The sequence below is a fragment of the Actinoplanes xinjiangensis genome, from assembly GCF_003148685.1.
GTDB classification, from domain to species: Bacteria; Actinomycetota; Actinomycetes; order Mycobacteriales; family Micromonosporaceae; genus Actinoplanes; species Actinoplanes xinjiangensis.
In genome coordinates, this window is sequence record NZ_QGGR01000001.1 from 304120 (window position 1) to 316444 (window position 12325).

The 12325-nt window shown below is 71.7% G+C and carries 13 protein-coding genes; 6 read left to right on the top strand and 7 right to left on the bottom strand.

All coding sequences use genetic code 11. The annotated features are described in order from the left end of the window. Window positions 1-6: 6 nt before the first annotated feature. Window positions 7-1023 (bottom strand): sulfotransferase family protein, encoded by a 1017-nt coding sequence (locus BC793_RS01325; protein ID WP_109588672.1) that lies wholly within the window; start codon window positions 1021-1023, stop codon window positions 7-9. A 189-nt stretch (window positions 1024-1212) separates the two neighbouring features. Beyond that, window positions 1213-2100, bottom strand: coding sequence for a DMT family transporter (locus BC793_RS01330; RefSeq protein WP_109589070.1), 888 nt, complete (start codon window positions 2098-2100; stop codon window positions 1213-1215). Window positions 2101-2170: 70 nt separating this feature from the next. On the opposite strand from BC793_RS01330, the gene BC793_RS01335 reads away from it, so the two are divergent. Beyond that, window positions 2171-3088: a LysR family transcriptional regulator gene (locus BC793_RS01335; RefSeq protein ID WP_109588673.1), complete on the top strand. Its 918-nt coding sequence runs from the start codon at window positions 2171-2173 to the stop codon at window positions 3086-3088. Here BC793_RS01335 and BC793_RS01340 read toward each other — a convergent pair. From BC793_RS01340 to BC793_RS01350, 3 genes are read right to left on the bottom strand one after another with little or no spacing between them, the layout of a single operon-like run. Beyond that, a complete protein-coding gene (locus BC793_RS01340) occupies window positions 3078-3593 on the bottom strand; it encodes a GNAT family N-acetyltransferase (protein WP_109588674.1) in 516 nt (171 codons plus the stop codon). The two genes, BC793_RS01335 and BC793_RS01340, sit on opposite strands and share 11 nt — an antisense overlap. Window positions 3594-3627: 34 nt before the next feature. Then, the gene (locus BC793_RS01345; RefSeq protein WP_239169794.1) at window positions 3628-4200 is read right to left on the bottom strand and encodes a DUF305 domain-containing protein; all 573 of its coding nucleotides are present in this window, start codon (window positions 4198-4200) and stop codon (window positions 3628-3630) included. Beyond that, a complete protein-coding gene (locus BC793_RS01350; RefSeq protein ID WP_109588675.1) occupies window positions 4185-4949 on the bottom strand; it encodes a lytic polysaccharide monooxygenase in 765 nt (254 codons plus the stop codon). The genes BC793_RS01345 and BC793_RS01350 overlap by 16 nt, the downstream gene beginning before the upstream one ends. A 129-nt stretch (window positions 4950-5078) precedes the next feature. Here BC793_RS01350 and BC793_RS01355 point away from each other — a divergent pair, with 129 nt between their 5' ends. Then, window positions 5079-5381, top strand: a complete 303-nt coding sequence (locus BC793_RS01355) for a DUF1905 domain-containing protein (RefSeq protein WP_109588676.1) — start codon at window positions 5079-5081, stop codon at window positions 5379-5381. A 12-nt stretch (window positions 5382-5393) separates the two neighbouring features. Here the strand turns inward: BC793_RS01355 and BC793_RS01360 are convergent, their stop codons facing one another. After that, window positions 5394-6014, bottom strand: coding sequence for a TetR/AcrR family transcriptional regulator (locus BC793_RS01360; RefSeq protein WP_109588677.1), 621 nt, complete (start codon window positions 6012-6014; stop codon window positions 5394-5396). A 50-nt stretch (window positions 6015-6064) separates the two neighbouring features. Here BC793_RS01360 and BC793_RS01365 point away from each other — a divergent pair, with 50 nt between their 5' ends. Next, the gene (locus tag BC793_RS01365; RefSeq protein WP_203896081.1) at window positions 6065-6727 is read left to right on the top strand and encodes an SGNH/GDSL hydrolase family protein; all 663 of its coding nucleotides are present in this window, start codon (window positions 6065-6067) and stop codon (window positions 6725-6727) included. Between the two features lie 86 nt (window positions 6728-6813). Here the strand turns inward: BC793_RS01365 and BC793_RS52175 are convergent, their stop codons facing one another. After that, the gene (locus BC793_RS52175) at window positions 6814-9015 is read right to left on the bottom strand and encodes a putative bifunctional diguanylate cyclase/phosphodiesterase (protein WP_109589072.1); all 2202 of its coding nucleotides are present in this window, start codon (window positions 9013-9015) and stop codon (window positions 6814-6816) included. Between the two features lie 86 nt (window positions 9016-9101). On the opposite strand from BC793_RS52175, the gene BC793_RS01375 reads away from it, so the two are divergent. The 3 genes from BC793_RS01375 (at window position 9102) to BC793_RS01385 (ending at window position 12281) form a co-directional block, all read left to right on the top strand. Further along, window positions 9102-10871: a methyl-accepting chemotaxis protein gene (locus BC793_RS01375; protein ID WP_109588679.1), complete on the top strand. Its 1770-nt coding sequence runs from the start codon at window positions 9102-9104 to the stop codon at window positions 10869-10871. 50 nt (window positions 10872-10921) lie between these two features. Beyond that, window positions 10922-11548, top strand: coding sequence for a phosphatase PAP2 family protein (locus BC793_RS01380; RefSeq protein WP_109588680.1), 627 nt, complete (start codon window positions 10922-10924; stop codon window positions 11546-11548). A 343-nt stretch (window positions 11549-11891) separates the two neighbouring features. Next, window positions 11892-12281 carry a hypothetical protein gene (locus tag BC793_RS01385; protein ID WP_146246154.1) on the top strand — a complete coding sequence of 130 codons (390 nt, stop codon included), beginning with the start codon at window positions 11892-11894 and terminating at the stop codon, window positions 12279-12281. Window positions 12282-12325: the final 44 nt, after the last annotated feature.

Sequence of the window (12325 nt, forward strand, 5' to 3'; positions counted from 1 at the left end):
GCCCCTTCAGCGGGCCCGGAGCTGGCCCGAGGTGAGCAGCGCGGCGACCGGCGGCTCAGCCTGCTCGGAGGTGCGGATCTGGGTCCACAGGTTCCGCGCGGCCTGCTTGGCCGGGCCGAGCCGGTGACGGGCGATCAGCCGGGCGTCCGAGCGCATCCGGGCGCTGCGCGCGACCGGCGTCGACGACTGGTAGCCGAATTTCGCCAGCCGCTCACCGAAGACCTCCTCGCACCGGCGCAGTTCCTCGTCGGTGAGCCGGGTACGCCAGCTCTGGATCCGTTCGGTGGTGGGCGCCTGATGGGTGAGCGTGTGCCACGTCTTGTACTCCGGGACGGCGACCGACGCCAGCTTGTTCGGAGCGCTCATCGCCGGGTCGTACTCCTCGTCGAGGAATGCGCAGATCCGGCGCAGGTGCGGTTCCGGGTCGGCGACCAGGTCCTCGTAGCGGACCTGGTGGTAGACGTCCTCGGGGTAGCGCCGGGCGGCCAGCAGCGACGCGTCCGCCGACTGCGCCCAGTAGTCGATGAGCGTGTCGAAGTCGGACGGCTTCCACGGCGTCTCCTTGAGCGACGCCACGCAGTCCCGCCCGTCCCGCATGATGTTGATGATCTGGGCGTCCGGGAACAGCCGCAGGATGGTCGGCAGGTGCCGCAGGTAGAGCGGCCGCTTGTCGCCCCAACGGGGCTTGCCGAACCGGGACGAGTACATCCGGAAGACGATGCCGAACGCCGAGCCCAGGGTCGGCGGGCCGGCCACGATCGCCTCGGTCGTCTCGTCGGGGTCCAGGCCGAGATCTTCGAACTGTGACGACTCAACGATGAACCTGGCCAACTCGTGCCGCTGGGCCGCGCCGGTGAGGTCACCGAACTCGGCGCGCTTCTGATAGGCGGCGAGCAGGAAGCGGGTCTCCGGGGGCAGCGCGATCCGTGGGTGTGCATGCAGCATCAGCTGAAGCATCGTCGTACCGGACCGGGGACAGCCCACGACGAAGATCGGGCGGTCTGAATTCCCCAGCGCTGTCATTTCGCTCCTCTCCAGGTCATCCCTCTGATCTTGATGACCTGGCAAAGATTTCGCAAAAAGTCTGTGCAGCCAAGGGGCGTCGGCTGTCCCTCACCTGTGAATTGACTGCAAGTTTTCCTGACCGGCTCACACCGTTCTCCGGGACGTTACACAAAGGACCTGGTCAGGGCCTGCCTGGTGAAGATCTTTTCACCGGGACGGCTCGAGAACCTTCTCCCCGCTCCGGCGCGCGGCTGGCCGCGTGCAGAACCAGCAGCCCGCCACCACCAGGGCGAAACCGCCGATCGTGCCCGGCCCGATCGGTTCGTTGAGCAGCATCACGCCCAGCAGGACCGCCACCACCGGATTGACGTAGGTGATGAGACCGGCCCGGTTGGGCCCGGCCAGCGCGATCAGACGGTAGAAGGCGAGCAGGGCCACCGCCGTGCAGAGCACCCCGAGCACCGCGAGCGCGCCCCAGGAGCGTGCGCTCACCGGCTCGTGCGGCAGGTTCAGCAGGGCGGCCGGTGCCAGCACGATCGTGGTCGTCACGGTGGTGCCGACGGTCAGCGTCTCCGGCGGCAGGTCGGCGGCCCGGCGCTGGACGAGGATCGTGGCGACCGCGTAGCTCACCGCCGCGGCCAGCACCATCGCCGCGCCGAGCAGGCCGTACCGGTCGCCGGACAGGTCGAGGCCGACCAGGACGACCACGCCGGCGAAGCCGAGCACCAGGCCGACGATCCGGCCCGTCGTCAGCGGCTCGGCCCGGGCCATCAGCAGCGCGATGAGCACCGGCTCGACCGCGATCAGGATGCCGGTCAGCGACGACGTGATGTGCTGCTCGCCATAGGTGATCAGCAGGAACGGCACGACGATGTGCACCGTCGAGAGCAGGGCGATCACCCGGCCCCGGCCGCGCAGGGCACCGAGCGTCCCGCGCATCAGGGCGAACGGGATCAGCACGGCGGCGGCGATGGCCGTACGGCCGGCCACCACGAGCACCGGTGACAGGTCCTCGATGGCGATCTTGATGAGGAAGTACGGGAGGCCCCAGAGGACCGAGCACAGCACGAACAGCGACCAGGCGAGACGATTCACCCCCACAGCCTGGACCCGTAGGGTAGTAAGCGGAACCAGTGACTTGCTGATGCCGTGTTAAGGAAAACTGATGATCTATCCGCGTCGCCTCCAGGTCCTCACCGCCGTCGCCCGGCAGGGCAGCTTCAACCGCGCCGCCGCGGAGCTGCGCCTCACCCCGTCCGCGGTGTCCCAGCAGATCAGTGCCCTGGAACGGACCGTCGGCACCCCGGTCGTCCGGCGCAGCACCCGCGGTGTCGAGCTGACCGACGCCGGCCGGGTGCTCACCGAGACCGCCGCCGCCATCGCCGCCGAGCTGCTCACCGCCGAGCGGGAGATCGCCCGGCTGGCCACCGTCGGCGCCGAGCGCCTCACCGTGGCCACCTTCACCAGCGGTGGCCAGCGGATCCTGCCGCACGCACTGACCCGGTTCACCACGGTGCGACCCGAGGTCGAGCTGACCGTCATCGAGGCCGAGCCCGAGGAGAGCCTGGCGCTGGTCCGCTCCGGGGCGGCCGACATGGCACTCGTCTACCACTTCGACGGGCCGCCGATGGTGCCGCCCGGCCTCGACTTCACCCCGCTGCTCGACGACCCGATGTGGATCGTGCTGCCGGCCGGGCACCGGCACACCGGCCGGACCGCGCTGACCATCGCCGAACTCGCCGGGGAACGCTGGGTGCACGGCTGCATGTCGGTCGGCGAGATGCTCGATCACTACGCGGCGATGGCCGGGTTCGAGGTGATCACCGCCTGCCGGGGCACCGATTACCAGTTCGCGCAGTCGCTGGTCCGGGCCGGGGTGGGCATCGCGATGATCCCCGAGGTGGCGCTCACCACCGACGCGTCCGGGCTCACCGCGGCCCGGCTCACCCCGCCCGGCCCGTGCCGTTACGTCGGCGTCGCCACCGCCCGGCGGCGGCGCACCGACCCCCTGGTCGCCGCCATGCTCGGCGAACTGCGCGACACCGTGGCCGCGCTGCCCGCCGGCCCGCTGGCTACAGCGTGATCCAGTAGCGCCGGACCGTGCCGAGCTCGGTGTCCCGGACGTCCTCCAGGACACCGCCGTTGCGCTCGATCGTCCGGGCCGAGGCGGCATTGTCGGGGTTGCAGGTCACCAGGACCCGTGGCAGGCCCAGCGCACGGGCCTCCGGCAGGATCGCGGCGAGCGCCCAGCCCGCCAGGCCGTTGCCGCGGGCCGATGGGCGCACGCCGTAACCGATGTGACCGCCGGCCTCCAGCAGGAAGTCGTTCAGCTCGTGGCGCAGGGCGATCGCGCCCAGATAGCGGTCACCCTCGACCATCCAGCGGAACGAGCAGGGCACCCAGCCTTCGGGCGCCTGCTTCTCCGCCTCGTTCAGCCGGGTCACCCAGGCCGCGAACCCGTCCGGCGAGTCGACGTCGTCGGCCTCGCGCAGGCCCGCGCCGTCCTGGTGGACGCCGCGGCCCCACTCGTCACGGGACTCGAGCCAGGAGGCGTGCAGCGCGGCGGTCGGCGCGATCAATGCGGGCATGCGCCGACCGTACCGCGCCCGGGCCATTGATTTTTCAGCCCGCCGCCAGCGCGAGAAGCCGCTGGATCTGGCCCTGCCGCGCCTCCGTCATGCGTGCGGCGAGATCAACCGCCTGGGGGTACGACCCACCGGTCGCCTCCATCCGGATGGTCTCCATCGCGTTGTGCAGGTTGCCGAGCAGCAGCGCCACCGCGGCCCGGTCGAACTCGGCGCCGGAGAATCCGCGCAGTCCCTCGAAGTCCTCCTCACGCAGCGAGTGCAGGTCCCCGTGCCCGGCGTGCAGGCCGGCCGACGGGTCCGCCACGAGCGGCCGCCCCCACTGCTCCAGCCAGCCGCGCATGGTGTCCTGCTCGGTGCGCCACTGGCCGCGCAACTCCGCGGCGACCGCCCGGATCTCCGGGTTGCCCGCCCGGCCCTCGGCGATCTCCGCGACCCGGTCGCCCTCGGTGATCTGCGTCAGGCCCATCTGGAGGAACATCACGTCGGTGTCGTTGAAGGCGGCGGCCGCGGGCTTCGGCGCACCACAGGCCGCCAGCACGCCGAGCAGCAGCAGGGTGAGGGCGGCCCGGCAGACCGGGCCGCCCGTTCCTGCTAGACGGCGGCCCACAGCGCCGCGACGTACGGGGGTTCCCAGCCGGCCAGCGCGGTGTGCGCCTGCCGGCACTGGTAGGCGGCGCCGTTGTAAGTGACCCGGTCACCCACCCGGTACGCCGTACCGGCCGCCCACGTGGTCGAACCTGGGTTGGTCGGCGTGGTGGGGGTCGGCGCCGGGCTGGTCGGCGACGGCGCCGGGGTGGTCGGCGTCGGGCCCGGCGTGGTCGGGGTCGGCGAGGGCGTGCCGGTCCCACCGAAGTTCAGGTCGACGCACGAGTAGAACGCGTTGATCGTGTTGGCGACGTTCCACCGGGCGAGCACGGTCTGCCTGCCGGTGTAGCCCGCGAAGTCGACCGTGTGCGACTTGGTCGCCCCCGGCTGAGCACCGTTGTCATTGAAGGACGCGACCAACCGGTTGCCGATGAAGTACTCCCACGTCGAGGTGGCGTGGCGGGCGGTCAGTACCCAGTTGAAGGTGACCCTGGTGCCGACGTTAGCGGCCGGCCAGCTCCGGCCGGTGTCGTTGAGGACGGTGAACCGGCTGGTGCCGCCGTTGCACTGGGTCGAACCCTTGGGGGCCTCGACACTCTGCGGCTCGTAGACGATGTCACCGCATCCGGAGACCGCGCCGCTGGCGCAGTTGGCCTGACGGCTGGGCGGGGAGGAGATGTAACCGTGCGCGGACGCCGGGGATGCGGCCACGAAGAGGGATCCGCTGACCGCGGCGACGGTCAGCGCGGGAAAGGTGAACCTGCGTCGCATGCATTGCTCCTTGTCAAGGGCTGCGTGTTCACCAACGTAAATTAAGGACTCCTAACAGTAAACAGTGTTAAGGAATTTTTACGGTCATTGTCGGACGGGAATGTCGTACCCGGATGCGATGCTGCCGTCGTGCTGGTGGAGTTCGCGAGTGAGTTGTGGATCTGGGCTGCCCGGCGTGACGAGAGCTGGACTTTCGTCAGCCTGCCGGTGGACGCGTCGGAGGAGATCCGGGCACGATCCGGCGGGCTGCGGCGCGGATTCGGGTCGTTGCGGGTCCGCGCGACGGTCGGCCGCAGTTCGTGGACGACCTCGGTCTTCCCGGACAGCGGGCGCAACGCGTATGTGCTGCCGGTGAAACGCGCGATCCGCACCGCCGAGTCCCTCACGGCAGGCGCCGTCATCGCCGTGACCGTCGAACTGCTCGACCTGTGAGGCCGCGCGGGCTCAGACCTCGAAGGCGGTCGCGACCGAGACCCCGGCGCGGGTGAGGTCGTCGCCGGCGCCGGTGGCGAAATTCGTCAGGTGGGTGCGGAAATCAGCGTCCGCACCGGCCGGATCCGGGTAGAAGCCGGCCAACTCCAGGCTGACCAGGCCGTGCGCCAGGCACCAGGACTGGCGGGTCAGCGTCCACGGCTCCGCCGGGCGGAACCGTCCGGACGCGACGCAGCGGGCGACGGCGTCGCGGGCGACCCGCAGGGTGTAGGCGCCGATCCCCCGGTCCTCGTCGGTCAGGTCGAAACCGGTGGCGCCGAACATCACCCGGTACAGATGAGGGGCCCGGTGGGCGGCCCGGCGGTAGGCGAGGGCCAGGGCCGCGCAGTCGGCGACCGGATCGGCGGTCTCCGGCACCTCCGCCAGCTCGGCGGCCAGCCGGGCGAACCCCTCGTGGATGATCGCCCGAACCACCGCGGGCATGCCGCCGAAGTACGTGTACACCGCCATCGTCGACGTTCCCGCGGCACGGGCCAGCGACCGCGCCGACAGGGCGCCGGGTCCCTGCTCGGCCAGCACCCGCGCGCCGGCTTCGACGAGTTCCGCCCGGGGGTCTCGACCGCGCTGCACCATCCGCCTACGATAATGACTGTTATGGAATAACACCTGTTATGGAGGCGACCATGGCGAAGGTGCGACCGGCGAGCGGTCCCCGGCACGGCGAGACCCCCGGGCCCGGCCCCGCTCTCCGCCTGGCACTGCTCGGCGACTCGTCCGCCGCCGGGTTCGGCGCGCCCGACCACGCCGGCGCCCTGGCCGGCCAACTCGCCACCGCTCTCGGCGCCCGGCTCGGCCGGGCCGTCTCCTGGCGGGTCGCGGCCCGCGGCGGCGCCACCGCGCGCACCGTCACCGCCCTGCTCCCCCACCTCACCGACCCGGCCACCGGATGGCGCCCCGAGCTGGTGGCCGTCGCCGTCGGCGTCAACGACACCACCCGCCTGCGCCGCCCGGCCGCCTTCCATCGCGACGTCACCGGTCTGGTCACGGCGCTGCGTGACTCCCTCGGACCGGTCCCGGTGCTGCTGTCCGGCCTGCCGCCGGTGCACCGGTTCCCGGCCCTGCCCGCGGTGGCCCGGCTGGTGTTCGGCGCCCACGCCCGCCGCCTGGACCGCCGGCTCGCCGCGGTCGCCACCGAACTCCCGGCCACCCACCACCTCCCGGTCGGCGACCTGCCGATGGACGATCCCGGGCTGTTCGCCCCGGACGGCTTCCACCCGGCCCCGCCCGCCTATCGCATCTGGGGCCGGCTGCTCGCGGTCCAGGCCGCCCCGCTGGTGGTGGGCTGAAACCCTCGCCCTGCCGGGGCCCCGCTGGTGGGGGGCTGGAACTCTCCCCGCCGGGACCGTCGCGGTGGCCGGGAGGGGACGCGACCTCAGGCCGGGTCGCCCGCCCGGACCGTCACGATGGCCGGGAGGTATTCGGCCCGCGCCGGGCGGCCGAAGTGGTAGCCCTGCGCCCGGCGGTAGCCGAGACGGTACAGCTCGGCGGCCTGCTCGGCGGTCTCGACGCCTTCGGCGACGGCGACCAGGCCGAAGCCGTTGGCGACCTGGATCAGCGAGGTGGCGATGACGGCGTGCCGGCCGGCCATCGTGACGTTGTCGACGAAGGACTTGTCGACCTTGAGGATGCGGACCGGGAGCGTCTGCAGGAGGCCGAGCGACGAGTGGCCGGTGCCGAAGTCGTCCAGGGCGATCTCGACGCCGAGTTCGGTGAGTTCGTGGACGGCCCGGACGGCGGCACCCCCGCCGAACACGGCGGTCTCGGTCACCTCGACGATGAGCCGGGCGGGGTGGACACCGGTTTCGGCGAGGATCGCGGCGACGAGCCCGACGAAACCCGGTTCGGCCAGCTGGCGGGCGGAGACGTTGACACCGAAACGGTCCGGGGCGACCCCGTGCCGCCACCAGTCGGCGAACTGGAGGCAGGCGGTACGCAGGATCCACTCGCCGAGTTCGACGATGAGGCCGGTGCGCTCGGCGACCGGGATGAACACGTCGGGGGCGACATGGCCCCGGTCGGGATGCCACCAGCGGACCAGGCTCTCGACGGCGACGACCCGGCCGGTGGGCAGTTCCACGATCGGCTGGTAGACGAGATGGAACTCGCCGCGGTCCAGGGCGGAGCGCAGCTCGGCGCCGAGGCGGGCCTCCTCGTCGGTGCTGGTGTCGAGATCGGCGGTGTAGCGGCGGGGCCGGCCGCCGTCGGCCTTGGCGGCGTACATGGCAACGTCGGCGCGGCGCAGCACCTCGACCGGGTCGGCGCCGCCGGCGATGCCGATGCTGGCGCCGATCAGCAGGTCCTGTCCGCCGGCGTGGATCGGCTGGTGGATGGCCGTACGGAGCCGGTCGGCCAGATCGTCGTCGACGTCGGTGGGCAGCAGGACGGCGAACTCGTCCCCGCCCATCCGGGCCGCGACCGCTCCGGCCGGGATCCGGTCGCTGATCCGGCCGGCGACGGCGGTGAGCAGCTCGTCACCGACGGCGTGCCCGAACCGGTCGTTGACGGCCTTGAACCCGTTGAGGTCGAGCAGCAGCACGGTGGGGGTGCCGGTGGCGGCGGCCCCCAGCCGCTCCTCGAAGGCGCGCCGGTTGGCCAGGCCGGTGAGCGGGTCGTGCATGGCGAGGTCACCGAGCCGGGACGCCTGCACCTTGACCTGCTGCACCAGCCCCCACATGCGCATCACCACGAGCAGGCACAGCACCACCGCGCCGGTGCCGAGGGCCGCCCAGGCGATCGCGGCGGGGTCGCCGGCGCCCTGGAAGAACAGCAGACCGGGCGCGATGAGGACGAAGGCGGTGAGCACGGCGAGCCGGGTACGGCCGATCCGGTGCACGTCGAGGACGGTGTCGGGGCGGCGGCGCATGCTCGGATGGAGGGCCGCGGCACCCCAGCAGGCGTACGCCATGAGGAAACCCGAGTCGACGAAGCCGCCGGTGTACTCGGCCGTGCTCGACATCGTGGTGTAGATCAGATCGCCGGCCAGCATGATGACCGCCCCGGCCGTCATCAGCCGCATGCTGGGGGTGCGGTTGCCGGCGCGGGTCAGCATCCGGGCGACGGCGGTGGTGAGCAGGACGTCGGCGAGCGGGTACCCGATGGTGACGACCCGTTCCAGCAGGGGCGCCCCGGTGTCCTGGAGGGTGGGCCCGACCACCCACACCCAGAAGATCAGGCCGATCCCGGTGGAGATGATCGCGGCGTCGATGAGGGCGCCGCGCTCCCGGTCGCCGCGGGGGTTGCCGAGTCTCGACAGCGACGCCCAGAGCAGCGGGTACGCCGACAGGTACAGCAGATCCGCCCAGTACGGGTACGGGTACTCGCCGAGCCGCAGTTCGGTGACGTCGTAGGTGATGTCCCCCGAGACGAACGTCAGCACGCCGGCCGCGAACAGCGCCCACGCCCGCCAGTGTTCCGGCCGGTTCCGCACGATGCCGACGACCATGGCCGCCACGGACGACAGCCCGACCGTGTTGACGTAGATCTTGGCGGGCAGCGTGTCGTCGGGTACGAGCGGAAAGCACAGCGCGGCGACGGCCGCCACCACCAGCCACGCCGCCCACCCCGGCACCCGCATCAGCACACCCGGCGCAATCGTCGGCCCGCGCGGCCGGTTGAGCCATCCGGCCTCAGTGGGTCCGCGGGATCGTGGAACATACCGGTGTGTGGCGATTCCGGCCGGCCGCGGCCCTGCACCGGGGTGAACTGCTGCCGGTCCTCGGCCTGGTGGCGATCATGCTGGTCATCCTGGGGGTACCGGTCTATCTGGTGACGGTGTCCGCGTTCGAACGGGTGGAGCGCGGCCAGGCGGGCCGGGAGGCGGAGGAGCTGCGGGTCGCGATCAGCGCCCACGCGCAGCGGCTGCGGGATTTCGGGGTGACCAACTCGATCTGGACCGCCCTGTACGACGATCTGGCGAACCGGGACACCCGGCAGTTCGCGGTCGACGTGCCACCGGACGTGCTGGCCACCCAGTACGGCTTCTCCGGCGCCCTGGCCGTCGACCGGCACGGCGGCATCCGGGCGGGCGGCCGCATCGCCGGCCCGGCCTATCAGGCGATGCCCGCGCCGCTGGACGATCCGGCGACCCTGGCCGGCTATCTGCGTGACGGCGCGGCCGGCACCCATTTCTGTGGGCTGACCAGCGTGACGGGCACCCCGACGGAGTTCTGCTCGTTTCCGGTCTACCGCGACGGGGGCACCGGTGACTCCAACGGTTTCCTGCTGGTCTTCCGGGAGCTGGACGAGGCGGGCGTGGCGGCCCTGGCCGGGCAGACCGACGACGAGATCGTCCTGCGGCCGGCACCGAGGGAGGGCGCACAACCACTGCGGGAGCTGAGCAGTGGGTTCGGCACCATCTCGGTGACGACCGCGAAGGCCGGCGAGGACATCGCGGTGGCCTGCACCCTGACCGGCGCGGACGGGGTGCCGGTCACCTTCGAGGGGCTCAGCGACCGGCCGATCCACGCGCAGGCGCAGGCCACGCTGGCCCAGCTGGCCGGGGTGGTGCTGGCGGCGGTGCTGATCGCCGGCGCGGCGATCAGCATGGCGATGCGCCGGGCCGTCCGGCACCACGTGAAGCCGCTGCGCCGCACCATCGAGAAGATCATGAGCTCCCGGGATCTGGCGCTGCGGGTACCGCCGTCCGACGACGCCGACATCAACGCGGTGGCCGGCGCCGTCAACGACATGCTGGAGGCGATCGACCGGCACACCGCGGAGCTGGCCGGGATGCGCGAACGGGAGGAACGCGAACGGGAGCGGGAGATCCGGCAGCGGGAGGCCCAGCGGGAGGAGATGCTGCGCCGGGTGGAGGCCGAGTCCGAGCAGATCATCGGGGGTGTCGCCTACCAGCTGGGCGACGCGGTCCGCGGGGTGGACGCGGTGAAGGCATCGGTGCAGGACATCACCTCCGGCGCCGTGACGGCGCACATCGCGACCGAGCAGATGGCCGATCACGCGGAGCGGGCCGATCAGGCGGCGGAGGCGCTGACGGTGAGCCTGCCGGCGACCCGGGAGATGGTGGCGATGATCGCGTCGATCGCCGGGCAGACCCGGATGCTGGCCCTGAACGCCACGATCGAGGCGGCCCGGGCCGGTCATGCCGGTCTCGGCTTCGCGGTCGTCGCCGACGAGGTGCGCAAGCTGGCCGACGACACGGCCGAGTCGACCGAGCGGATCACCGCGACCCTGAACACGCTGACCAGCACGGCCACCGACGTCTCAGGGGCGGTCGCCACGATGACGGACACGATCGAGAGTGTACGGGCGGCGATCGGCCAGGTTCGGGCGGTAGCCGACGACCAGCAGGCCAACATCAGCGGCCTGGTCGACCAGGTGCAGAACGCGATCGGCCAGATCAACGACTTCTCCACCGACCGCACCCGCCTGACCGGTCAGGCCGGCGGAGGTCGCGGACTGGAGCTGTTCTGATCGGCCACTGACAGGTGCTTCGCAGGTTGGGTCTGGGGTAATGGTTCGTCATGCGGTCTGAACCACCGGTCGTCCGAGCCGGCCTGACGGTCATGCTGCTGGTGCCGGTCGCCGTTCTCGCGGCGTTCGTCAGCACCGGCTGGGAGCCACTGCGCGCGTTCGACCGGGCGGTCGCCGACCGGATGCACGAGGCCGCGCACGCCGCACCGCCCCTCACCACCCTGATGACCTGGGTGACACACCTGTTCCAGCCGAACGTCTTCCGGGTGGCCGCGCTGATCCTGGTGATCTGGCTGGTCCGGCGCGGGGAGCGGTGGACGGCGATCTGGGTGGCGGTGACGATGATCGCCGGCGGCGTCCTCGGGGGCCTGCTGAAACTGTTGTTCTGCCGGGCCCGCCCGGACTTCCTGGACCCGGTGGCGTCCACGGTCGGTTACGCGTTCCCGTCCGGGCACGCGCTGAACAGCGCCCTGGCCGTGACGATCGCCCTGATGATCTTCCAGGGCTGGCGGGCGCTGTGGCTGATCCCGGTGCTGACCGCGCTCAGCCGGGTGTATCTGGGCGTGCACTGGACCAGCGACGTCATCGCCGGCCTGCTGCTCGGCGTCGCGGTGCCGCTGCTCACCGCGCGGATCTTCGCACGGACCCGGGCAGCCGAGCCGGTACCTCAGCGCTGACACGGCAGCGGGGGCCGCCTCGAGGGCGGGTTCGCCTGGTTGCCGTCCGCCCGCTTTCTCCTCGCCGTCCAGCTCATTCCGCTGGCCCTGGTGTGGTGTGCACTCGTGGGTTTCGTGGGCCGCTCCCTGTTCATCGGTGCCCCGGCCGTCCGCGACACCCTCCTCGTGCTGCCCGTTGCGCTGGCCCGCGAAGCTCCGGCCGCCCACCCCGACCTGACGTCTATCTGTCTGTGGGGACAGATACGCCCAGGTCAGGGACATTTACGCATTGCCGGGGGCGGCCGCCGGAATCCACCGTGGAGTCCGTCGGCCGCCGAGGGAGCGGCCGCGAAGGAGGATTCGGATGCGCATCAGTGGCCTGTCGAAACGAGTGGTGGCGGTGGTCCTGGCCGGAATGTTCGGGGCCGCGGCGGTGGCCTCGCCCGCACTCGCGGTCGCACCGGACTACCAGCCCTACGGAGCGGGCAGCACCCTGTCGCTCTACAACGACGCGCGAACCGTCCTGGTGGGCCGGATCGTCGTCACCGCCAACAGCGGCGCCGGCTGGGACATCTCGGTCTGCGACTACCACTCGGACGGTTACGTGGTGACCGGCCGGTTCGACGCGGGCGCCAGTGGCGTGGTCGCCGTCTCGACGCCCGGGTACAACCAGTGCACCTACCGGCACTTCTCGACGATCAACAAGTACCGGCTGGCGTGGAACACCTACGCCACCGGCTGGTACCTGCCCTGACGTCCGCGCCGGCCCGGGGGCGGGTGTCCCCGGGCCGGCCGGGT

Bases quoted from the DNA above. Each gene is read 5' to 3' on its own strand.
- BC793_RS01325 (WP_109588672.1), bottom strand. From the start codon at position 1,023: ATGACAGCGCTGGGGAATTCAGACCGCCCGATCTTCGTCGTGGGCTGT.
- BC793_RS01335 (WP_109588673.1), top strand. From the start codon at position 2,171: ATGATCTATCCGCGTCGCCTCCAGGTCCTCACCGCCGTCGCCCGGCAG.
- BC793_RS01340 (WP_109588674.1), bottom strand. From the start codon at position 3,593: ATGCCCGCATTGATCGCGCCGACCGCCGCGCTGCACGCCTCCTGGCTC.
- BC793_RS01350 (WP_109588675.1), bottom strand. From the start codon at position 4,949: ATGCGACGCAGGTTCACCTTTCCCGCGCTGACCGTCGCCGCGGTCAGC.
- BC793_RS01360 (WP_109588677.1), bottom strand. From the start codon at position 6,014: ATGGTGCAGCGCGGTCGAGACCCCCGGGCGGAACTCGTCGAAGCCGGC.
- BC793_RS01365 (WP_203896081.1), top strand. From the start codon at position 6,065: ATGGCGAAGGTGCGACCGGCGAGCGGTCCCCGGCACGGCGAGACCCCC.
- BC793_RS52175 (WP_109589072.1), bottom strand. From the start codon at position 9,015: ATGCGGGTGCCGGGGTGGGCGGCGTGGCTGGTGGTGGCGGCCGTCGCC.
- BC793_RS01380 (WP_109588680.1), top strand. From the start codon at position 10,922: ATGCGGTCTGAACCACCGGTCGTCCGAGCCGGCCTGACGGTCATGCTG.
- BC793_RS01385 (WP_146246154.1), top strand. From the start codon at position 11,892: ATGCGCATCAGTGGCCTGTCGAAACGAGTGGTGGCGGTGGTCCTGGCC.